This is a genomic window from Pontixanthobacter rizhaonensis, from assembly GCF_012972675.1.
Lineage (GTDB): Bacteria > Pseudomonadota > Alphaproteobacteria > Sphingomonadales > Sphingomonadaceae > Pontixanthobacter > Pontixanthobacter rizhaonensis.
Window position 1 is genome coordinate 673,265 of the sequence record NZ_JABCRE010000002.1, and the last position, 20,895, is coordinate 694,159.

At 53.6% G+C, this 20,895-nt stretch carries 21 protein-coding genes and 1 tRNA gene; 17 read left to right on the plus strand and 5 right to left on the minus strand.

Translation table 11 applies throughout. From position 1 onward, the window contains the following. Positions 1-15: 15 nt before the first annotated feature. Positions 16-804, minus strand: a complete 789-nt coding sequence (gene rlmB / locus HKD42_RS03165) for a 23S rRNA (guanosine(2251)-2'-O)-methyltransferase RlmB (protein ID WP_170010221.1) — start codon at positions 802-804, stop codon at positions 16-18. Positions 805-994: 190 nt separating this feature from the next. Here rlmB and HKD42_RS03170 point away from each other — a divergent pair. The 3 genes from HKD42_RS03170 to HKD42_RS03180 all read left to right on the plus strand — a co-directional run bounded on the left by HKD42_RS03170 (position 995) and on the right by HKD42_RS03180 (position 5,184). Continuing rightward, a tRNA-Tyr gene (locus tag HKD42_RS03170) sits at positions 995-1,080 on the plus strand. A gap of 254 nt (positions 1,081-1,334) precedes the next feature. Continuing rightward, positions 1,335-3,911 (plus strand): TonB-dependent receptor, encoded by a 2,577-nt coding sequence (locus HKD42_RS03175; protein ID WP_170010223.1) that lies wholly within the window; start codon positions 1,335-1,337, stop codon positions 3,909-3,911. A gap of 142 nt (positions 3,912-4,053) precedes the next feature. After that, positions 4,054-5,184, plus strand: a complete 1,131-nt coding sequence (locus HKD42_RS03180; RefSeq protein ID WP_170010225.1) for a beta-ketoacyl-ACP synthase III — start codon at positions 4,054-4,056, stop codon at positions 5,182-5,184. On the opposite strand, the gene HKD42_RS03185 is transcribed toward HKD42_RS03180, so the two are convergent. Then, positions 5,145-6,218, minus strand: coding sequence for a phosphatase PAP2 family protein (locus HKD42_RS03185; protein ID WP_170010227.1), 1,074 nt, complete (start codon positions 6,216-6,218; stop codon positions 5,145-5,147). The genes HKD42_RS03180 and HKD42_RS03185 overlap by 40 nt on opposite strands. A 112-nt stretch (positions 6,219-6,330) precedes the next feature. Here HKD42_RS03185 and HKD42_RS03190 point away from each other — a divergent pair, with 112 nt between their 5' ends. Together HKD42_RS03190 and HKD42_RS03195 are read left to right on the plus strand one after the other, a co-directional pair. Then, a complete protein-coding gene (locus HKD42_RS03190; protein WP_170010229.1) occupies positions 6,331-7,083 on the plus strand; it encodes a phosphatidylserine decarboxylase in 753 nt (250 codons plus the stop codon). After that, on the plus strand, positions 7,080-7,895 hold the full coding sequence (locus HKD42_RS03195) for a CDP-alcohol phosphatidyltransferase family protein (RefSeq protein ID WP_170010231.1): 816 nt from the start codon (positions 7,080-7,082) through the stop codon (positions 7,893-7,895). Before HKD42_RS03190 ends, HKD42_RS03195 begins: the two co-directional genes overlap by 4 nt. On the opposite strand, the gene HKD42_RS03200 is transcribed toward HKD42_RS03195, so the two are convergent. Together HKD42_RS03200 and HKD42_RS03205 are read right to left on the minus strand one after the other, a co-directional pair. Then, entirely contained in the window at positions 7,867-8,127 is a 261-nt protein-coding gene (locus tag HKD42_RS03200; RefSeq protein ID WP_170010233.1) for a hypothetical protein, read from the minus strand. The genes HKD42_RS03195 and HKD42_RS03200 overlap by 29 nt on opposite strands. A gap of 126 nt (positions 8,128-8,253) precedes the next feature. Continuing rightward, entirely contained in the window at positions 8,254-8,397 is a 144-nt protein-coding gene (locus tag HKD42_RS03205) for a hypothetical protein (RefSeq protein ID WP_170010235.1), read from the minus strand. Positions 8,398-8,478: 81 nt separating this feature from the next. On the opposite strand from HKD42_RS03205, the gene rpsB reads away from it, so the two are divergent. Next, a complete protein-coding gene (rpsB, locus tag HKD42_RS03210; RefSeq protein WP_170010237.1) occupies positions 8,479-9,222 on the plus strand; it encodes a 30S ribosomal protein S2 in 744 nt (247 codons plus the stop codon). Positions 9,223-9,339: 117 nt separating this feature from the next. Further along, on the plus strand, positions 9,340-10,266 hold the full coding sequence (tsf, locus tag HKD42_RS03215) for a translation elongation factor Ts (RefSeq protein ID WP_170010239.1): 927 nt from the start codon (positions 9,340-9,342) through the stop codon (positions 10,264-10,266). A 196-nt stretch (positions 10,267-10,462) separates the two neighbouring features. Here tsf and HKD42_RS03220 read toward each other — a convergent pair whose 3' ends face one another. Further along, a complete protein-coding gene (locus tag HKD42_RS03220; protein WP_170010241.1) occupies positions 10,463-11,131 on the minus strand; it encodes a JmjC domain-containing protein in 669 nt (222 codons plus the stop codon). A gap of 212 nt (positions 11,132-11,343) precedes the next feature. Here HKD42_RS03220 and pyrH point away from each other — a divergent pair, with 212 nt between their 5' ends. From pyrH to rpmE, 10 genes are all read left to right on the plus strand, one after another. Next, a complete protein-coding gene (gene pyrH / locus HKD42_RS03225) occupies positions 11,344-12,066 on the plus strand; it encodes a UMP kinase (protein ID WP_170010243.1) in 723 nt (240 codons plus the stop codon). A 1-nt stretch (position 12,067) separates the two neighbouring features. After that, positions 12,068-12,625, plus strand: coding sequence for a ribosome recycling factor (gene frr, locus HKD42_RS03230; protein ID WP_170010245.1), 558 nt, complete (start codon positions 12,068-12,070; stop codon positions 12,623-12,625). A 24-nt stretch (positions 12,626-12,649) separates the two neighbouring features. Then, positions 12,650-13,333: a polyprenyl diphosphate synthase gene (gene uppS / locus HKD42_RS03235; RefSeq protein WP_170010247.1), complete on the plus strand. Its 684-nt coding sequence runs from the start codon at positions 12,650-12,652 to the stop codon at positions 13,331-13,333. 122 nt (positions 13,334-13,455) lie between these two features. Next, the gene (locus HKD42_RS03240; protein WP_170010249.1) at positions 13,456-14,133 is read left to right on the plus strand and encodes a phosphatidate cytidylyltransferase; all 678 of its coding nucleotides are present in this window, start codon (positions 13,456-13,458) and stop codon (positions 14,131-14,133) included. After that, complete coding sequence (gene dxr / locus HKD42_RS03245) at positions 14,130-15,284, plus strand: 1-deoxy-D-xylulose-5-phosphate reductoisomerase (RefSeq protein ID WP_170010251.1); 1,155 nt, start codon at positions 14,130-14,132, stop codon at positions 15,282-15,284. The genes HKD42_RS03240 and dxr overlap by 4 nt, the downstream gene beginning before the upstream one ends. Positions 15,285-15,310: 26 nt before the next feature. Further along, the gene (gene rseP, locus HKD42_RS03250; RefSeq protein ID WP_170012067.1) at positions 15,311-16,405 is read left to right on the plus strand and encodes an RIP metalloprotease RseP; all 1,095 of its coding nucleotides are present in this window, start codon (positions 15,311-15,313) and stop codon (positions 16,403-16,405) included. Positions 16,406-16,566: 161 nt separating this feature from the next. Further along, entirely contained in the window at positions 16,567-19,260 is a 2,694-nt protein-coding gene (bamA, locus tag HKD42_RS03255) for an outer membrane protein assembly factor BamA (RefSeq protein WP_425500359.1), read from the plus strand. After that, positions 19,260-19,964: an OmpH family outer membrane protein gene (locus HKD42_RS03260; protein WP_170010253.1), complete on the plus strand. Its 705-nt coding sequence runs from the start codon at positions 19,260-19,262 to the stop codon at positions 19,962-19,964. Before bamA ends, HKD42_RS03260 begins: the two co-directional genes overlap by 1 nt. 38 nt (positions 19,965-20,002) lie before the next feature. After that, a complete protein-coding gene (gene fabZ, locus HKD42_RS03265) occupies positions 20,003-20,470 on the plus strand; it encodes a 3-hydroxyacyl-ACP dehydratase FabZ (protein ID WP_170010255.1) in 468 nt (155 codons plus the stop codon). Positions 20,471-20,585: 115 nt separating this feature from the next. Continuing rightward, positions 20,586-20,810: a 50S ribosomal protein L31 gene (gene rpmE / locus HKD42_RS03270; protein ID WP_170010257.1), complete on the plus strand. Its 225-nt coding sequence runs from the start codon at positions 20,586-20,588 to the stop codon at positions 20,808-20,810. The last annotated feature ends 85 nt before the right edge of the window (positions 20,811-20,895 follow it).

The window sequence follows — 20,895 nt, forward strand, 5'->3', positions numbered from 1 at the left end:
CATTCCCCTGCGGTATTACCGTGTTGCGATGGCGTATAATGCGATGGCCGCCGCATTTGAGACGTTCAAGCTTTCAATTGCGTTACTGATCGGCAGCTTGGCGAGCGCATCACAGTGCCCGGCAATGTTCTGCCGCATACCGTCCCCTTCAGCGCCCATGACCAAGGCAACCGGTCCTGCCGGCAATGCCTCGGCAAATGTTGTATCGGCTTCGCCAGCCATGCCGATCCGCCAATATCCTGCTTCAGCTACTTCATCCAGCGCACGTGCCAGATTGACAACGCGTATCCATGGCACAGTTTCAAGCGCGCCGGATGCAGATTTGGCTACAACGCCAGATTCCGGCGGCGCGTGCCGGTCTTGCGTAATGATTGCGCTGGCCCCGAATGCGGATGCAGAGCGCAATATTGCCCCGACATTATGCGGATCAGTAACTTGGTCCAAGATGACCAATGGACCCTCGGGACCCGCTGCCAAAACATCACCCAGATGCAAATCCTCCAGCGGAGCGCATTCCAATACCAGTCCCTGATGCGGTGCATCCCGGCTGACTAGCCGGGCTAGATCGGCGACTTCAGCATATTCGATAGGGAAATTTTCTGGCAGTTCACCGTCCAGTGTTTCGATGCCGTCGCGGGTAGCCCACAGTTTATGATGTTTGCGCTCCGGATTCTTCAATGCGGCTTCAACCGCGTGACGTCCCCACAGGCGGACTTGGCCTGTGCTGGCTCGGCCAGACCCGCGGCCGCCCTGCATGCGCCCGGCGCGCCCTCTGAGTGCGCGTTTGCGATCGCCCTTTGCCATGAAAACTCCTGTAGAAAATCAGCGAAAATCGGGATTGATTTAGCGGCTATCCCGCAACTTTCCGCTCCCATGCCAGTACCCCCATTGACAGGCAAGCGCGGCTTCGCCATTGGGGCGCCTCTCGGCAGGACGGTTTCAGTTTTTGAGATCACCAGCGCAGCGGGCTTAAACCCGCACCAAGCAAGCCAGTGGACAGGTGGCCGAGTGGTTAAAGGCAGCAGACTGTAAATCTGCCCGCGCAAGCGTACATAGGTTCGAATCCTATCCTGTCCACCACTTGCCTCCTCAGCCAGATATCCGCAGATTTTCAAAAAACGGATGTTACAATCCGGCAATTTTGTGCATACACCGTAACCATAACTGGTGCATTTTAGACACTAGGTCGTATTGTTGCGTAACAAAAGCGCTGCACATCATTGTATGTCGCTGCATAGCTATGCAATAATCCAAAATTACAGCTTCGGACCATCAAAAGACGGCTGAAGCAAAACCAAGTGCCACCAATAGGCACACGATATAAAGGGAAGAGGATGAAGAGAGCACTTCTGAGTTCAACAGCCGTACTGTTGGCATTTGGCTTGGCTGGTACAGCACAGGCGCAAGAATCAACTGATGCCGATGGTGCATCAAATCTGAATGACGAGGATATCATCATTGTTACGGCGACACGCCGGGCTGCTGATGTTCAGGATATTCCTATCGCGGTGACGGCGGTTACACCCGAACAGCTGGATAAGCAGGGCGTCGTGAACGTCCAAAACATATCTCAAGTATCGCCCAGTTTCTCTACATCCAACGCGCAAGTTGCATCGGGCACGGTCGTGTTGCGTATTCGCGGTGTTGGCACAACTTCCAACAATATCGGGTTCGAGTCAGCGGTCGGTATCTTTGTCGACGGTGCATATCAGTCCCGCCCAGGTATAGCTCTGTCCGAATTTGTTGACATTGAACGGGTCGAAGTTCTTCGTGGACCGCAAGGTACGTTGTTCGGCCGGAACACTTCGGCTGGTGCTCTCAATATCACTACTCGGAGCCCTGATCTTAGCGAGTTTGGCGGGTTTGTTAACGCGACCTACGGCAATTATGACCTCGTCAATGTTCAGGGCGCAGTTAATGTGCCAATTGTTCAGGACACTCTGGCCCTGCGGCTGACGGGTGCGTATCGCAACCAAGACGGTTTTGTTGACGTGATCGACGGGACGGGAGCTCAGATTGGCGAGTCGAACTCGATTGATCAGTTCTTGGTTCGTGGCCAGTTGGGATTTGAAAGTGATGGCGGTGCTAAAGCACGCTTGATTTTCGATTACACCGAAAGTGAAAACCAATGCTGTGCTGCGATTGAAGTTCGGGCAAACACGGCGTTTGAGAACACTGTAGAAAACCTTGGCGGTCCCAGCCGAGGCGGCATGGCGACGGTTCTTCCGGCGACCGATGCATTTGATGTTACCGCCGCGCAGAGGGCAATCGACAATCTCACAGCAACTGCAAGCCGTGTGCCGCTCGCTAACACTGATCAATGGGGTGTGACTGGCGAGTTTGAATTGCCAATCGGCGACAATGCTGACTTGATCTTCATTGGTTCTTACAGGGACTTCTCATCCAGCGAAAATTATGACTCGAGCTTCTCGGGTCTTGATGTGTTCGATGTGGATCGGTTGGATACCAATATTGAGACGTTCACCGCAGAACTGCGTTTGCAAGGAGACGCATTTGACGGTTCGTTAGACTGGATGATTGGTGGCTATTACTCAGACGAGCAAATTTCCTCCGAAACTGACTTTTCGCTTGGCGCTGATTATGACCTTCAAGTGGGCGCTCTATTTGGTGGACTGTTGGGTCCTGCGCCGCTGACGTTGCTCACGGATCTGATCAACGATCCACTAACACCGGGCAATGGCGTGAGCCCTAACGGGACGACTGCGACCAACGCGTATTCGCAAAGCAGTAAAAGCTGGTCGATCTTCACTCACAACACTCTTAGCATTACGGACAACCTTAGCCTGACGTTGGGCCTTCGGTATTCGGATGAGAGCAAAACTGGCGGATTCAATCAGTTGGCTTCCAACAATCCGACATGTTTGACGCTTCTGTCTGACACAGCGACGATTGCAAACACTGTTGGTGCTAACTTGGTCGGAAACGTCCTTGGAACAGGGTGTTTCGCTTTCACTGCACCGGCAATAGGGACGGATGCTATTCCATTCCCGCTACCGCGTGAATTCAATGTTCCATTCAAAGATGATGAGCTGATTTACACAGGTAAGTTAACTTACGAGTTCGATGCTCCGATTACAGCCTATGCTAGCTTTACGCATGGTTATAAATCGGGCGGTATCAATCTTGATATCACCGCTAATGCAGCTGGCGCTGACCCTACTTTCCGGTCGGAATTGGTCGACGCGTATGAAGTTGGTGTGAAGGCAAAGTTCCTTGATAATGCCGTGACGCTAAATATGGCTGCTTTCCACGAGGAGTTTTCTGACTTCCAAGTACTTGAATTCACGGGTGCGCAGTTCACGACCTTCAATGTGAATTCGGCCAAATCAACCGGGGTCGAGCTGGAATCAGTAATTCGTCCTGATGACAATCTGACTTTCAATCTTGGTCTGACATATACAAATGCGCGTTATCCCGGTGATTGTGATGGTGGCACGCCAAACGCCAACGTGACCACGCTTTGTGGTAATTCACTGACGAACGCTCCAGAGATTGTTGCGATTGCCGGCTTCAATTACGATAAAGACTTCGGCAATTATCTTCGGGGATTCTTCACCGGCCAAGCACGGATGGAAAGCGATCGGCGGACTTCAACGCAAGCACGCACAGTGCCGAGCGCCGCTCAGATCACAGCAGCGGGTAGCATCCAGGCAGCCGTTGATATGGCACCTTTGGTGGCGTTCGATGTTCAGGATGGCACCACCAAAATCAACTTGCGAGCCGGTATTGGCGCGCAGGATGAGAGCTGGACGCTGGAAGTTTGGGGCGTAAATGTCACCGATCAAGTGACTCGCGGTGTTACTTTCAACACAGTGCTTCGCGGTAACTCACGCTCTGCATTCGCACAGCAACCTGCGACTTACGGTGTGACAGTGCGGACCAAATTCTAAGCACTTAACACGATAACTAAGGGAAGGGCGCTCGCTGATTGCGGGCGCCCTTTTCTTTTGCCGGTGTCATGGGAGTGTATTGGCCTTGTAGTCGACAGCGACAAATCTTGCAGCAATGCTCACAGGGTATTAGTGGGGTGCTATGCAACACACATATTCCCCAGTGATCTCATCGACCGGCCTTTTCACCCCTGAAGAGAGTATTTCCAACGAAGAATTGGTCGAAAGTTTCAATACTTACGTCGCAAACTTCAACCAAGACCACGCTGAAGCGATTGCTGTGGGTGAAGTTGAGGCGCTCGCCCCCAGTTCGGTGGAGTTCATTGAAAAGGCCAGCGGTATCAAAGCGCGGCACGTTATGGCGAAGGCGCCTATCCTTGATACGGCGATTATGGAGCCGCGCTGGGAAGAGCGCAGCAATGATGAAATCTCGGTGCTTGCGGAAATCGGCGTGAAGGCAGCGGAACAAGCACTCTCGCGCGCTGGTCGTGATGTGAAAGATGTGGACGCAGTGCTATGCGCCGCGTCGAATATGCAGCGTCCGTACCCTGCGATGGCTATCGAAATTCAGCAAGCGCTGGGCATCGACGGTTTTGGTTTCGATATGAATGTTGCTTGCTCTTCTGCGACATTCGGTATCCAAACTGCTGCTGATTATGTGCGCGCTGGTAACGCCAAATCGGTGTTGGTCGTCAGCCCGGAAATTACCAGTGGGCATCTGAACTGGCGTGACCGGGACAGCCACTTTATTTTTGGCGATGTTGCGACAGCGGTTTTGGTCGAGGATGCGTCCATGGCTCCGGCTAAGCATTGGAACATTCTTGGTACCAAGCTGAAGACGGTTTTCTCCAACAACATCCGCAATAACTTCGGATATCTCAACAAAGCGACTCCGGAGACGGTCGACGCAGCGGACAAGCTGTTCATCCAAGAAGGTCGCAAGGTCTTTAAGGAAGTTGTCCCGATGGTCGCGCAAATGATCATCGATGAAGCTGAACGGCTGGAAATTGATCCCGCTGGCCTGCGCCGTTTGTGGTTGCATCAGGCGAATGCCGGTATGAACCGTTTGATCGCGCAGAAAGTGCTGGGTCATGAAGCCAATGCCGATGAAAGCCCGACCGTTCTCGATACGTATGGCAACACATCAAGCGCGGGCTCAATCATCGCGTTTCACTTGAATCACGATGATCTGGCGGCGGGTGACACCGGTCTGATTTGCAGCTTTGGCGCAGGTTATTCTGCCGGGACGGTGTTTGTACGGGCGGTCGGTTGAACTTTTGCTGACAGCACCTTGTCCCAAGCTGTGATGATCACCTGACTGAGTTTCCATAGGGCGGCCACGGCGATTACCGAGACCAGGCCATCTACGGCATAGTGATAGGCAAGGTGGACCGAGCTTATCCAAGTGATGGCAAAGAAAATACCGAATGCCATTCCCCACCTGCGGGAGTGCTGACGCACGGCGAGCCAGAACAGAAATGCGATTGCAACGTGCATGCTGGGCATCGCAGTAATCCCGCTGCCAAGGCCGTTTGCATCAGCAGAAAACCAATCAAGCAGCATCTCTTGAACCGTCAGGGTCATAATCGGGACCTGCTCGTTCGCCGCGTTCAAATACGCCATCTGCGCGTCAAACGTGGGTATGCCGAGAATGGGGGCAGCAAAACACGGCCCGACGGAGGCCAGCCAAGTGGCCATAGCACCACCAATGACAGTCCAGCTAAGTACATATGTTAAAAAGAACTGGCGGCGAAGCGTGGGGGCAATCCGGGCAAATGCGAAAAACAAACAGCCTGGATAGAGAAGCAGAAACCACACTTGATACAGAAAGGCCAAGGCGGCGGTGATGATGGGAAAGCCCAGTACAGGTTGTAGCACTTCCCACGCATCATACCCGCCGAACAGGGCGCGATCCCAAGCGATGAATGTTTCATCCCACGTATAGTTGTTGAACAATGGAATGGCCGCTTTCATCTTGGAAAAGAACGGCATGAGCAGGATCAAAATGGCAAGGCTGGGAATGCCGCCAAGCGCCAGCAGCTTGCTTTGCCTCGACACGTAGTGGGCTTTGAGAAAGGCCGCCGGGTCATCAGGACGCTGGCGGATCAGCACCGCGCCCATATCAATCGCGGCAATACCCAAGATACTCAGAAAATAGAGATGCGCATTGGCGGCAATTGGGGCAATGTCCGGATAAATTCCCCGGCTTGCCAACAGTCCGATGCACAGCGCAAACAGGCATAGCGCGACTGTATAGACGGGAACCTCACCCAGCCAGCGCGTTTTGAATGATCCGTTTGGCAGCATGATATATGCGGTAGGAAAATATGGTCAGCAAAAGGTTAATATGCCGGTTTTGTTGATATGGGGTTTTGCTGGATGGCTTGTTTGCGAACTGTCCAACGCCTAGGTGGGATATATGGCAGGCGACATAGTTGATAATCAGGGGCGCGGTGAAACAGATTGGCAATGGCCATCCATTCACCCGGAAGGACGGAAATACGGCGTTATTGCGGGCGGGTTGGCGCTGGTATTTCTGCTGCTGTTTGATCTGTCGTTCATCGGGTGGCCGCTGGTTGCTTTAACCGCCGGTATCTTGGCATTCTTTCGCGACCCGGAACGTATTATTCCGCAAGATGACCGTGCGATTGTGTCGCCAGCAGATGGCCATGTCTGCCAGATTGTGGAAGTCGAGCCGCCTGCGGAATTGGTCGGTGAAGATATTGCAGGGGTGGTGGGCTTACCCGCAGGACCGGTTACGCGCATTTCGATCTTCATGAGCGTGTTTGACGTTCATATTAACCGGTCACCGATCGGCGGAATGGTGCGGCGACTGGTCTATATGCCAGGCAAATTCATGAGCGCTGATCTGGATAAGGCCAGCGATGAAAATGAGCGCCAGCATATCCTGGTTGAACGGTCCGACGGGGTCTTAATCGGCTTTACGCAAATTGCAGGCTTGGTGGCCCGCCGGATTGTCCCATTTGTAAAGCCGGGTGATATGATTGCTGCGGGGCAGCGTGTCGGCCTTATCCGGTTCGGCAGCCGCGTCGATGTATATCTACCATCAGGTACGCAGTCCAAGGTCCTGCTTGGCCAAAAAATGGTCGCAGGCGAAACCGTATTGGCGGAATTGGGCGAGCAATTGCTGATCGAAGGGGTTAGCCAATGAGCGAGTTTGACGACCCGAGATTAGGCCCGAAGTCGGCGGAAGATGAAATCCCGGCGACAAAACGCAAAGGGAAGGGGCTTGCGCTTCGCGCAGTCGTTCCCAACGCCATCACAGCGGCTGCATTATGTTCTGGCCTGACAGGGATCAAATTCGCGATAGCAGGACAATGGTCCTTCGCTGTTCTCGCCATCGTGGTGGCTGGTGTGCTGGACGGAATTGATGGGCGTATCGCCCGGTTGCTGAATGCCCAATCCCGTTTCGGCGCCGAGCTGGATAGCTTGGCAGATTCGCTCTCCTTTGGGATGGCGCCTGCAATCATTTTCTATCTATGGACTTTGCAGGATTTGCCGCGGCTGGGCTGGATTGCGGCTTTGGCTTTTGCAATTTGCTGTGCGCTGCGTCTGGCGCGGTTCAATGCGCAAATTGACACTGACGATCAACCGCACAAATCGGCCGGATTTCTGACAGGTATCCCTGCGCCGGTTGCTGCCGGGCTTACCTTTCTGCCGTTCTATCTTTGGACAGCAACGGGAATCGAAGAATTCCGTCTGCCTTGGGTCAATGCCGGATGGATGATTATCATCGCATTCTGGATGATCTCGAATACAGCAACATTGAGCTGGGCTTCGCTTCGTCCGCGCCGCAATGTCCGGTTGGAATTTATCGCCGTCTTTGGATTGATTTTTGGCGGAGCGATCTGGATGGATCCGTGGTGGACACTCGCAGTGATCTCAATCGGCTACTTGGCTTTGATGCCATATGGCTGGATCCGATATGCGAAAATTAAGCGGCAGCGCCAAGCGGCGGCATAATTTCCAGGGCAGGGCTGCGGATCACTTTTGTAACAGCTGTCGGGCGTGAATACGCCTTGGGCCGCCGGCTGCCGTTGATCTGAACAGTAACAGTGCGTTGATGGCTATCCTGAGCGATAAGCTGTTGCAGTTCTATATAACGTGCTTTGCCGCGGATGAACCCGTCTATCAGAACGAGCGTCGCAGCAATTCCTGCAATGACAAATAGAGTAGTGGCAGCAAAACTAAGCATCGTACTATGTTCCTTCTTACCCCCTGATCCCCGTTGATAAGTCTGTTGACAAACTGTGAGTTCAGTGTGGATAACGTTTCATTCGGATCATTTGTTCCTGTGGTTACACTTGTTCCCTTTTTGTTCTCATCCGTCAAGCATTTTTGCGCCAAAAATCCCTTTTTTATCGATGAATTGAGTCTGGATTTCTGATCCGACTGCCGCTAAGGCGCGCCATCCGTTGATGATGCCGCCTATTCCGGGCTGCTGAATGAAGCGGAAAATCCACATGGAAAGCACACATACCGGTGCCGAAGAGAGCATTCTCAACGGTTCCAGCTTTTCAGAGGCATAACCGGAAGGAATTTACTTATGGCGGCACCTACCGTCTCAATGCAGCAATTGATCGAGGCCGGAGCGCATTTCGGCCACCAGACCCACCGCTGGAACCCGCGTATGAAGCCGTATATCTTCGGCGCACGCAATGGTGTTCACATTCTCGACCTGTCGCAAACCGTGCCATTGTTCGCACGTGCGCTTGATTTCGTGGAATCAACCGTGCGCGCGGGCGGCAAGGTTTTGTTCGTTGGCACCAAGCGTCAGGCGCAAGAGCCAATCGCCGAGGCAGCACGCCGCAGCGGCCAGCACTTTGTAAACCACCGCTGGCTTGGCGGGATGCTGACAAACTGGAAGACTATTTCCGGTTCGATCAAGCGCCTAAAAACTTTGGAAGAGCAGCTTTCGGGTGACAGCTCCGGCCTGACCAAGAAAGAAGTTCTTCAGCTGACGCGTGAGCGTGACAAGCTGGAACTGTCGCTTGGCGGTATTCGCGATATGGGCGGCATTCCGGACGTGATGTTCATTATCGATGCCAACAAGGAAGAACTCGCGATTAAGGAAGCCAACGTTCTGGGTATTCCAGTGATCGGCATCCTCGACACCAACGTCGATCCGTCGGGCATCGCTTTCCCTGTGCCAGCTAACGATGACGCAAGCCGTGCAGTGCGCATGTATTGCGACGCGATCGCTGATGCAGCTGCGGCAGGCAAGGGCGGCAAAGTCGCCGATTCTGGCGTTGATGTCGGCGCAATGGCTGAGCCACCGGTTGAAGCCTAATCACACTGTAACATTGCTGACATGCCAATCGGCAACAGCGATGTAATCTAGAGCGCCGGACTGACCCGACCCCATGATTTTCGGGGGCCGGCGCTGTATTTTTGAAAGGATAAAGCAATGGCTGCATTCTCAGTCGCTGACATAAAAGCCCTGCGTGAAAAAACTGGCGCGGGCATGATGGATGCCAAAAAGGCACTTACAGAAGCTGGCGGCGATATCGAAGCTGCGGTTGACGCGCTGCGCGCCAAAGGCCTCGCTACTGCACAGAAGAAGTCTAGCCGTACCGCGGCAGAGGGCCTTGTTGGTGTTGCTGTCGAGGGTACTCGCGGTGTTGCCGTCGAAGTAAACTCGGAAACAGACTTCGTAGCGAAGAACGACCAGTTCCAAGACTTCGTACGCCTGACAACAACTGCCGCGCTGGGCGTGGATGGTGATGATGTAGAAGCGCTGAAAGCGGCTGCATACCCAACCGGCGGAACGGTTGCTGACAAGCTGACCGACAACGTTGCGACCATCGGTGAAAACCAGCAGGTTCGCCGCCTCAAGACAGTTTCTGTGTCAAACGGCGTTGTCGTGCCTTACATGCACAATGCCGCGTCTGAAGGCCTCGGCAAAATCGGTGTTCTGGTTGCGCTGGAAAGCGAAGCCGGTGCGGATGTGCTGGAGCCTTTGGGCAAGCAACTGGCGATGCACATCGCCGCTGCATTCCCGCAAGCTTTGGATGCTGACAGTCTTGACGCTGATATGATCGCCCGTGAGCGCGCGATTGCATCTGAAAAAGCTGCTGAAAGCGGCAAGCCTGAAAACGTTCAGGAAAAGATGGTGGAAGGCGCAGTGAAGAAATTCGCCAAAGAAAACGCGCTTCTCAGCCAGCTATTCGTGATGGACAACAAAACGCCGATTGCTGACGTTGTTGCCAATGCTGGCAAAGAGGCCGGCAAAGAAATCGTTCTGAAGGACTATGTCCGCTTCCAACTCGGTGAAGGCATCGAGAAGAAAGAAGAAGATTTCGCGGCAGAAGTTGCTGCTGCTGTCGGCGGCTAAGCCTTCCGGCCATTGCGGTTGAAATCATTCGGCCGCCGGATCCATCTGGGTTCGGCGGCCGTTTTTATTAAGTTCTGCAATGGGCAGAGCATTCGGTAGGCTGAGAATCAGCCGTTCGTATCCGGTTCCTTCAAATACTTAGTGCGAAAGTGCTTCAATGAAGGTTTGGCGTCGGCTGTCATTGCCTCCCCGTAATTTAAGCGTGATCCGTGCCCCAGGGATCGTAATGCGGCCGGGCAAATCCAAAACCTAGATGAAGCGACCGCGCTGATGTCGTGTTGCAGATGTGAGGGTATCCTGCGGGCACGTATAGCAACTCGCCTTGCTTCAGTTCTTGGTCAAAAATGGGAACTGCTGCCGGGTCATTTCGGTCAGCATCGGCAGTCTCTCTTTCGTAGATCGTCCAGTGCTTCGATCCATCCATTTGCCAAATCAGATAACCGATCGGGTCCGAATGGATGCGAAGCGCCCCGCTTTGTCCCATGCTAGCGATCACACCGATTCGCATCGGTTGAGCCGTTTTATTCTGAAAATCGTGAACAACCTCTGCAAGGCGTTTGCTTCGTCCCTGAGCAGCCGGTTGTACGACACTGGCGCCGCGTGCGATCAAGCCGTCAATTTTTGCACGGTCTATTCTATCTTTAGTTCGGAAGAGTTCGCGCGGGATGCGATGACGGTTTATTGTAATCCGGTCTTGGCCTTCATCGAATTGATCGATCAAGCGCCAAAACTCTGGCCACCCAAAAAAATCTGTACAATCACGATCGCTCACGCCGTGTCTTACGCCCATTTCCGCGCGCAGCTCACCATCAAGAAATGGAGCAGGGTCCCACGGTTGCACTACTTCACTAATTGATGAGATCATCTTGGAGCCCTTTAGCGTTCGAGAATTTGCTACACTCCACTACCTTGTAAAGCCAAGTGGAAATGCCAGCTGACGGGCTCACTCGCCAAATGTCGGGCAGCAGAAGGTACTACTATCTATGCCTCAACTTCCACAGGCTTTCTCTTTGCGCGGGGCTAAGTGTCAGGCTAAGGATGCTGCCAGCTATCTCATTTACTGGATTCTTCTGACCTATGCCCGCAACGAACTATAAGCGCGTCTTGCTGAAACTCTCAGGCGAAGTGTTGATGGGGGAACAGGATTACGGGATTGATCCTGCTTATGTTGCGCGGCTTGCTGATGAAGTGAAAGCGGCCAAGGATACCGGACTTGAAATTTGCCTCGTCATTGGCGGCGGTAATATTTTCCGCGGTGTAGCCGGTGCTGCGCGCGGCCTGGACCGGACGACCGGCGACTATATGGGAATGCTCGCAACAGTGATGAACGCGCTCGCGATGCAAAATGCGCTGGAGCAAGCGGGCGTTCCCACCCGCGTTCAATCTGCCATTCCTATGTCTTCCGTCTGCGAGCCCTACATTCGCCGCCGTGCAGAACGCCATCTTGAAAAGGGGCGGATCGTGATTTTTGCTGCTGGTACCGGCAACCCGTTCTTCACCACAGACACTGGCGCCGCTTTGCGCGCTGCGGAGATGAACTGCGATGCCTTGCTGAAGGGGACAAGCGTTGACGGGGTGTATGATAGCGACCCGAAAACCAATCCCGATGCAACGCGCTTTGAGGAAATCACATACAGCCGTGTGCTGAATGACAATTTGAAAGTAATGGATGCCACCGCGATTGCGCTATGCCGCGAAAACAGCATTCCCATCGTGGTCTTCTCGATCCGCGAAAAGGGTAATGTCGCGCAGATCATCGATGGTACAGGCACCAAAACTATTGTGAGAGAGGACGCCTAAAATGGCCAAATTTGACAAAGCCGATATTGAACGCCGGATGGCGGGCGCTGTGGAATCGCTGAAAGGTGATCTGGGGGGGCTGCGGACTGGCCGTGCGAACGTGACACTGCTCGATCCCGTTGTTTGCGATGTCTATGGCGCGCATATGCCTCTTAATCAGGTGGCGACAGTGTCTGCGCCTGAACCGCGGATGTTGACCGTACAGGTATGGGATAAGGCAAATATGGCTGCGGTTGAGAAAGGCATTGCTTATGCCAATCTCGGCCTCAATCCGATGATCGATGGCCAGACCTTGCGCTTGCCGATGCCCGACCTCACCGAAGATCGCCGCAAAGAGCTGGCCAAGCTTGCTGGTAAATATGCAGAGAATGCGAAGATAGCGATCCGCAATGTTCGCCGCGACGGTATGGAAGCGCTGAAAGAAGACGAAAAGAAGAAGGAAATCGGTGAGGATGACCGGAAACGGTCAGAGGATGAAGTCCAGAAAATCACTGACAAGTTTGTCGCTGAATGTGACACCGCCGCAGAGGCCAAAGAAAAAGAAATCATGACTCAGTGACCGTGTGGGTTGGGGGTCTTTTTAATGGATAGCGAAAGCCCGCAGGCTAAGCATGTCGCCATTATCATGGACGGCAATGGCCGCTGGGCGAAACAGAAGATGCTGCCGCGTGTCATGGGGCACCGGCAAGGCGTCGAAGCAGTGCGCGAGCTGGTTCGCTCTATCGAACCGATGGGAATCGATTGCCTGACGCTGTACGCATTCTCTTCGGAGAATTGGAAGCGACCAGAGGATGAAGTTGGCGATCTGATGAATTTGCTGCGCAAGTTCATCAAATCTGATTTGCCAGAATTCATCGCGAACGATGTGCGCCTCAAAATCATTGGTGATTATAAGGGCCTAGCGCCGGACATTGTCGCTCAGCTTGAAGATGCGCTGGATAAAACCAGTAAAGGCTCCCGTATTCTCGCGGTGGCGCTCAACTATGGTTCCCAAGACGAAATCGTGCGTGCTGCAAACCTTGCTGCGAGCGGTGGAGAGATCACGGCGGAAACACTTGAGAAGCATTTAGACACCGCTGATATGCCACCCCTCGATCTTCTGATCCGGACCAGCGGTGAAGTGCGGCTGTCGAACTTCCTCCTGTGGCAATGCGCCTATGCAGAGATGGTGTTTGTCGATGTGCTATGGCCTGATTTCACGCCAGACCATTTGCAGCAGGCCTTGGATGACTTTTCCGATCGGGAGAGACGCTTTGGCGGACGGTGAGGCCATATCCTCCGCAGTCATGCTGAACTCGTTTCAGCATCCATTGTACCTTCAAGAACCGGCGGAGCGGGCTGACGAATGGACCCTGAAACAAGTTCAGGGTGACAAGTTAGGTGTGTCAGATGTCTGATACCAAACCCAAAAAGAACGCCGATCTGCCGGTCAGGTTGGCTTCTGCGATTGTGATGGTCGCAATTGCTGGAACGGCGCTGTGGCTGGGCGGTATCTGGTTTGATGGCTTTATTGCCTTGGTTGTGGGGGCTTGCCTGTTTGAATTTTGCCGTTTGATCCTGCGCGCCACACAGAATGCCGCGATCAGAGCAGTCGGCTGTATTCTGGCAATTCTCTATGTTGGAGCGGCGGGACTTTCGCTTGCGAATTTACCCGTTGCGGTTTTGCTTGGTGTGATCGCTGTCGTCATCGCAACGGATGTGGGTGCCTATTTTAGCGGCCGTGCCATTGGAGGGCCCAAGATTGCCCCGAAAATCAGCCCTTCAAAAACGTGGGCCGGATTGATCGGCGGTATGATTTTGGCTGGCTTGGTTTCGGGATCATTCTTCCTCTATAATGTGGGTGAAATCCGATTTTCACCAATGCTGTTTGTTGCAGTACTGATCGGTTCCGGTTTGGCGATACTCGCGCAATGCGGCGATTTCTTTGAAAGTTGGCTCAAACGCAAAGCAGGTTTGAAGGACTCTTCCAATCTAATACCGGGCCATGGCGGAGTGTTTGACCGGGTGGATGGTATGCTGCCCGTGGCTATCGCAGCATTACCCCTTTGGGCGCTACATCCGGCATGACCCGCTCCATAACGATTCTCGGCGCGACAGGTTCTGTTGGTGCTTCAACGCTCGATCTAATCCGGCGGGAGCGGGACAAGTGGCAAGTTGCCGCATTGACCGCACATCAGAGTGCAGCCGAACTCGCTAAGCTGGCGATTGAGTTTGATGCGCAAGTCGCTGTTGTCAGCGATGAAACTTGCCTGCCCGAACTGCGGGAGGCATTGTCCGGAACATCCATCGAAGCTGCTAGCGGGAAGCAAGCTTTGTGTGATGCCGCGTCCCGAAAAGTCGATATGACCGTTGCCGCCATTGTTGGCTGCGCCGGTTTGGCTCCTGTCATGGCAGCAATAGAGCAGGGCGGAACAATCGCGCTCGCCAATAAAGAGGCGCTCGTGTCCGCTGGTGACGTCATGACGGCTGCGGTCGCCAAGCACGGGGCAACTCTGCTGCCGGTAGATTCTGAGCATAATGCGATTTTCCAATGCCTGTCTGGCAATGATATTGACGAAGTCCGCTGGATCACATTGACTGCCAGTGGCGGCCCGTTCCGCGAATGGACACAGGCCCAGCTTGACGCTGCAACGCCCAAGCAAGCTGTGGCGCATCCCAATTGGGATATGGGCGCAAAGATCAGCGTCGATTCTGCGACGATGATGAATAAAGGCCTTGAATTTATTGAGGCACATCATTTGTTTCCCGTCGGTTTAGACCGGTTACGGATCGTGGTTCATCCGCAAAGCGTGATCCATTCGATGGTCGAATATCGCGATGGATCAACGCTGGCTCAGCTTGGGCCATCGGACATGAAAGTGCCCATTGCATCATGCCTGGCATGGCCAAAGCGCATGGAGACCGGTTGCGCGCCGCTCGACCTGCCAGCCATCGGTAATTTGAGCTTCTTCGCACCAAACGAAGCCCTGTTTCCGGCCACCAAGCTAGCGCGCGATGCTGTTCATGCTGGTGGTGCTGCACCCGCAACGCTCAATGCCGCTAACGAAGTGGCGGTTGCAGCGTTTTTGGCCGGTCAGATAGGGTTCACGCAAATTGCGGCAATAGTGGCGGAAACCCTAGAAAGCGGTATAGGGACCGCTCCGGCTTCGTTGGAAGAGGTACTCGCGGTAGATATCGCAGCTCGCCAGCGGGCAAAGACGATTTTGGAGACGCTGTAAAAGTGTTTGAAACTGTTCCTTTCTGGATGTGGCCCGTCGGCTTTTTGCTGGTGCTCGGGCCGTTGGTGACAGTTCACGAGCTTGGGCACTATCTGGTCGGCCGCTGGTTCGGTGTGAAGGCGGAAGCGTTTTCGGTTGGCTTCGGCAAGGAAATAGCCGGATTTACCGACAGGCACGGAACACGTTGGAAGCTGTCAGCTTTACCGCTCGGTGGATATGTCCAGTTTAAAGGTGATATGAACCCGGCGAGTATCCCCGATCCCGAGGCGCTCAAAAACCTTTCTGAAGAAGAACGGGATGGGAGCTTTCAGCAAGCGTCCTTGTGGAAGCGCGCTTTGATCGTTTTTGCCGGGCCTGCAACCAATATCATCGTCACCGTTGCGATCTTTGCCAGCTTTAACCTGATTTACGGCAAGCTGGAAACAAGCAACGCCATTGGCGCTTTTGCTGAAGTTTCCGCCGCGCGCGAAGCCGGCTTGAAAGTCGATGACAAAATCGTCGCCATCGATGGCGAGGCCATTAATGGTTTTGAAGATATCGCTGGCCGGGCGCTGATGTTTCCAGGTGAAACGCTTCAGATAGATGTTGAGCGCGGCGATGAACGCCTGAGCGTTCCGGTAACGTTGGCAGATGTCGTCGAAACAGATCAGTTCGGCAACGAGTCGCGCGTCGGCAGGCTTGGGATTGCCGCAAAACCGCCGGAACGTCTGTCTGTTGGCCCGGTGGAGGCTGTGACGCTGGCCGGGACGCAAAGCTGGAACTTGGTGACTATGATGGTCACCGGCATAAAACAGATATTGACCGGCGACCGTTCAGTTCGCGAATTGGGCGGGCCTATTAAGATCGCCAAATTTTCCGGTGAACAGCTCAGCTTGGGGTGGCCCACCTTCATTGCCTTCGCTGCAATGATCTCTCTTAATTTGGCATTCATCAACTTGCTGCCAATCCCGGCCCTCGATGGCGGTCACCTTGCCTTCTATGCTGCGGAAGCTATCCGGCGGAAACCGGTTGGCCCACAAGGCACAGAATGGGCATACCGGATCGGCGTGGGCATGGTGCTTGTGTTGATGGTGTTCGTGACAGTTAATGATGTTATTTCGCTCCCGTTTTTTGGTGGGTGAAGCGTACCGCAACGGCAACGTTGCAAAAGCCACTGGGGGCCAACGTTCTTACACTGCTTGATTGGGGGAACTGCTTCGGGCAAGGGCGTGTCACACGCTTGGGCTCAATCAGACGTCAGGCACTATGAAGAAATTGATTTTTGGACGGGATATCCGTGTCGATGAATGGACGTAAAATGCGCGGCGACAATATGACGACTACCGGCTCTGCAATTGCAGGCCGCCGTTTGGCGCTCGCTTTGATGGGCGGCACAATACTCGCGGGTATGCCTGCAGTTGCGGTGGCTCAGGATGCTGAAACCGCTACAGAAGCGCCAGCAGCCCCTGTTGTTGCCCAACCACAAATTATCCGATCCATCACGATTACTGGATCGCAGCGCTTGGAACCGAACACGATCCTGAGTTATATCCGCCTGCGGGCAGGGCAGGAATATTCGCAAGCCGCCGCCGATGCTGCGCTGAAGGACCTATACGCGACAGAGCTGTTTTCTAATGCGAGTGTTCGCAATGAAAATGGTAATGTGATCATCGAGGTGGATGAAAACCCTGTGATCAACCGGATCATTCTTGAGGGCAATAAGCGAATCAAGAACGATAAGATTCTGCCCGAGATCAAACTATCGCCGCGGCAGATCTTCACCCGATCCAAAGTTCGCGCAGATGTTGCCCGGATTATTGAGCTTTATAAACGTCAGGGGCGCTTTGCAGCGACGGTTGAACCTAAGATGGTTCAATTGAGCCAAAACCGTGTCGATATCGTTTTTGAGATCAGCGAAGGGCCCAAATCCAAAGTTCGCCAGATTAACATTATCGGCAACGAAGTGTTTTCCGACGGTAAATTGCGCGGCGAGATGGTGACAAAGCAAGCGCGCTTCACAACCTTCCTGAGCTCTAACACCAGCTACGATCCTGATCGTTTGGCATTTGACCAGCAAAAGCTACGTCAGTTCTATCTTACCGAAGGGTACGCCGATTTCCGTGTGGTATCCGCTGTTGCCGAACTGACGCCTGACAAAAAAGACTTTATCATCACCTATGTGGTTGAAGAGGGTGAGCGCTATAACTTCGGCAATGTAGAAGTCGACAGCCAGATCCGTGACTTTAACAGCGATGCGTTGGCGAGCAACTTGCCGATGGAATCCGGCGATCCCTACGATGCGAAACTGGTTGAAGACACGGTAGAACAGCTTTCCGAATTGGCGGGCTCTTTTGGTTACGCTTTTGCTGATGTTCAGCCACGTTTCGGGCGTAACAAAGAAGATCTGACGATGGACCTGACGTTCATCCTCAATGAAGCGCCGCGGGTTTATGTCGAACGGGTTGATGTGAACGGCAACACTCTGACCCAAGACAAAGTGCTACGCCGTGAGTTCCGTGTTTCGGAAGGCGATGCCTTCAGCACGATCGGTATTAACCGGACGACAAACCGCATCAAATCTCTCGGTTTCTTCCAAGAGAATTTTGAAGTCGAGCAGCGCGAGGGCAGCCAGCCCGATCGCATCATTCTCGAAGCGAATATTCAAGAACAACCAACGGGCGAGCTGCAGCTGTCGGCTGGCTTTTCGTCGATTGAGAGCTTTATTCTTTCGGCATCGATCCGTCAGCGGAATTTCCGCGGTAGAGGTCAAACAATTGGGGCCGGGATCAACTATTCCCGGTTCTCACGCTCTTTCAACGTAAGCTTTACCGAGCCGTATTTGTTCGACCGGAACATCTCTACCGGGATTGATATTTACCGCCGCGATTTCAACAATTTTGGCTTCAACAACAACAACCGGGTGAACAGTTACGAGCAGTCAACGACTGGCTTCTCTGTCCGCGTTGGTGTGCCATTATCAGAATTTATGTCGCTTGTCGGCAGTTATACGTTCAACATTGATGACGTTACCCTTGGGAACAGGTTTTTCCGGGACATTAATGGCGATGGGACACAAACGTGTGATCCAATTCAGGCAGGCCGGTTCCTGTGTGATGCTATTGGAAAACGGACTAGCTCCATCTTGGGTGCGACGTTGTCGTTTAACAATTTGAATAGCCGCTTCCGTCCAACACGCGGTGAAAGTGTTTCGCTGTCAGCAGAGGTTGCAGGGCTTGGCGGCTCGGTGAAATATGCTCGAATGCGGGCCAGTGCCGCCAAGTATTGGAATGTATTTGACAACTTCATCTTCTCTGTGACTGCTGAAGGTGGGTGGATCAAGGGGTATGGAGGGGACAACGTTCAGTTGACTGATCGGTTCTTCTTGGGTGAGCCGCAAATTCGCGGGTTTGATATCCGCGGAGTTGGTCCGCGTGTTTTCCGACAGCCAATTATATCGGATGGAAATGGCGGTTCAATCGCGTTGACAGACCGAGATCAGATTCAAGATGATGCGATTGGTGGTCGTTCGTTCTATCGCGGCCGGGCAGAGCTTGAAATTCCGCTGGGATCGGGAGCTCAAGAGCTGGGCCTGCGCCCATCAATATTTATGGATGTGGGGGCAGTCTTTAATGTTGAACGGCCTCAGTTGCTGTCGTCTCCGTTCCCGAATGGTACTTCCGTTCCCGTTCGCGACAATGACGGAAATGAGCTGTTCCGCCAGACTGTTACCAACGCAGATGGCTCGACTACTGTGACAAATGTAACCAGTCCGACTGCCCCAGATGGCAGTGCAAATACGGCTCTCACTCAAGTGATTGCCAGCCCGTTCCAAGAGGTGTTCCTCGGCGATTCGTCTAAGCCGCGTGTCACCATTGGTGTTGGTGTAAACTGGAATTCTCCTTTTGGTCCTTTCCGGATCGACTTCGCGCATGCGCTCTCCACCGTAGAGGGTGATGACACGAAGAAATTCTCCTTCAATGTAGGAACTCAATTCTAATGAAAACTCTCTTGAAACCGGTTTTTGCCGCCGGCCTGCTTCTCACTGCATCTGCAACTGCGATGATCGCCGCTCCGGCTGCCGCGCAACAGACTGCACCTGGCGTTGGCGTGGTTAGCCTGCCTGCAGTGATCGTAAACTCGGACGCGTACCGCGTTGCGGAACAACAGCGTCCAGTAACGTATAAGCCGCAAATTGATCAGGCCAATGCGCGCCGTCAGCAAATTGCGGCCCAATTGCAGCCGTTGTACACAAAGCTGCAGGCGGATCAGCAGGCGAATGTTGCGCAAGCTACATTGCAACAGCAAGCTATCGCGATCCAGCAGATCGAGCAGTCTGGCCAAGCTGAACTTCAGCAAATTACCGCGCCGATACAGCTCAGCCGCGCCTATGTGACTGAGCAGATCGAGGAAAAGCTGGACGAAGCTGTACAGGCAGCCGCTGCGAAGCGTGGTGTGTCGTTGATACTCGATGCGTCAACCGGTCAAGTGATCTATGCTGCGGCGTCATATAATATGACTCAAGACGTATTGAGTGAAATCAATACACTTCTGCCTACTGTGCAGCTTGTACCTCCGCAGGGCTGGCTGCCGCGTGAAATGCGTGAACGCCAGGCAGCATTGCAGGCAGCTCAAGCCGCTCAGCAAGGCGCTGCACCAGCAGCTGCACCGGCAACAACACCAGCGCAGCCAACTGGCCGCTAAGCAATCAACCAATCGGCAGAGTTCTTCGGGGCAGGGCAATGAGTACTGATAGTGGCGGCGATACCGCCTATGATATCCATAAGATACTGAAAGCCCTGCCGCATCGCTATCCGTTGCTGCTGGTCGATCGGGTAAAATCGATCGAGCTGGGGGAACGCATTCACGCTGTGAAGGCGGTGTCATTCAATGAAGAGTTCTTCCAAGGACACTTCCCGGGTGCTCCGATTATGCCGGGCGTTTTGCAAGTTGAGGCTATGGCGCAAGCTGCAGCCATTTTGGGCATTGAAACGCTCGAACTGGCGGGTACCGGTAAGCTGGTGTTTTTCATGGGTATCGAGAACGCCAAGTTTCGCGCCCCTGTAACGCCTGGTTGCTTGCTCGATATGGAAGTCGAATTCGTGCAAAAGCGCAGCCGGGTCTACAAATTCAAAGGCAAAGCCAGCGTTGAAGGCAAGGTGACCTGTCAGGCGGAATTCACCGCAATGATTGCAGACCCACCCGCCTAACGTATTGGCGAACGACTAAAGCTTGCCAAAACAACCAGCGCCGCCTATTGGCGCCGCTTCTCATTTCATTGCAGGGCCGGTCGGAACCGTTCCATATGCATAAAGGATATACGACATGAAGGCCGAAGGTCACCCAGACTACCACACCATCACAGTCAAAATGACCGATGGCACTGAGTTCCAAACCAAATCCACTTGGGGTAAAGAAGGCGATACGCTCGCACTCGAAATTGACCCGACAAGCCACCCGGCTTGGACTGGTGGTAAACAGCAGATCCAAGAAGGCGGCCGTGTCGCTCAGTTCAACAAGCGTTTCGGCGGGCTCAGCCTCAAGAAATAAGCTTTTTGAGCTTTACACAGTTAGAGAAGGGCGGTCCTGCGGGGCCGCCCTTTTTTGTTGTGACCAAGGGTGCATAAGTCGTGAT

Coding starts and splice junctions, on each gene's coding strand:
- rlmB (WP_170010221.1), bottom strand. CDS start 804: ATGGCAAAGGGCGATCGCAAACGCGCACTCAGAGGGCGCGCCGGGCGC.
- HKD42_RS03175 (WP_170010223.1), top strand. CDS start 1,335: ATGAAGAGAGCACTTCTGAGTTCAACAGCCGTACTGTTGGCATTTGGC.
- HKD42_RS03180 (WP_170010225.1), top strand. CDS start 4,054: ATGCAACACACATATTCCCCAGTGATCTCATCGACCGGCCTTTTCACC.
- HKD42_RS03185 (WP_170010227.1), bottom strand. CDS start 6,218: ATGCTGCCAAACGGATCATTCAAAACGCGCTGGCTGGGTGAGGTTCCC.
- HKD42_RS03190 (WP_170010229.1), top strand. CDS start 6,331: ATGGCAGGCGACATAGTTGATAATCAGGGGCGCGGTGAAACAGATTGG.
- HKD42_RS03195 (WP_170010231.1), top strand. CDS start 7,080: ATGAGCGAGTTTGACGACCCGAGATTAGGCCCGAAGTCGGCGGAAGAT.
- HKD42_RS03200 (WP_170010233.1), bottom strand. CDS start 8,127: ATGCTTAGTTTTGCTGCCACTACTCTATTTGTCATTGCAGGAATTGCT.
- HKD42_RS03205 (WP_170010235.1), bottom strand. CDS start 8,397: ATGTGGATTTTCCGCTTCATTCAGCAGCCCGGAATAGGCGGCATCATC.
- rpsB (WP_170010237.1), top strand. CDS start 8,479: ATGGCGGCACCTACCGTCTCAATGCAGCAATTGATCGAGGCCGGAGCG.
- tsf (WP_170010239.1), top strand. CDS start 9,340: ATGGCTGCATTCTCAGTCGCTGACATAAAAGCCCTGCGTGAAAAAACT.
- HKD42_RS03220 (WP_170010241.1), bottom strand. CDS start 11,131: ATGATCTCATCAATTAGTGAAGTAGTGCAACCGTGGGACCCTGCTCCA.
- pyrH (WP_170010243.1), top strand. CDS start 11,344: ATGCCCGCAACGAACTATAAGCGCGTCTTGCTGAAACTCTCAGGCGAA.
- frr (WP_170010245.1), top strand. CDS start 12,068: ATGGCCAAATTTGACAAAGCCGATATTGAACGCCGGATGGCGGGCGCT.
- uppS (WP_170010247.1), top strand. CDS start 12,650: ATGGATAGCGAAAGCCCGCAGGCTAAGCATGTCGCCATTATCATGGAC.
- HKD42_RS03240 (WP_170010249.1), top strand. CDS start 13,456: ATGTCTGATACCAAACCCAAAAAGAACGCCGATCTGCCGGTCAGGTTG.
- dxr (WP_170010251.1), top strand. CDS start 14,130: ATGACCCGCTCCATAACGATTCTCGGCGCGACAGGTTCTGTTGGTGCT.
- rseP (WP_170012067.1), top strand. CDS start 15,311: ATGTGGCCCGTCGGCTTTTTGCTGGTGCTCGGGCCGTTGGTGACAGTT.
- bamA (WP_425500359.1), top strand. CDS start 16,567: ATGAATGGACGTAAAATGCGCGGCGACAATATGACGACTACCGGCTCT.
- HKD42_RS03260 (WP_170010253.1), top strand. CDS start 19,260: ATGAAAACTCTCTTGAAACCGGTTTTTGCCGCCGGCCTGCTTCTCACT.
- fabZ (WP_170010255.1), top strand. CDS start 20,003: ATGAGTACTGATAGTGGCGGCGATACCGCCTATGATATCCATAAGATA.
- rpmE (WP_170010257.1), top strand. CDS start 20,586: ATGAAGGCCGAAGGTCACCCAGACTACCACACCATCACAGTCAAAATG.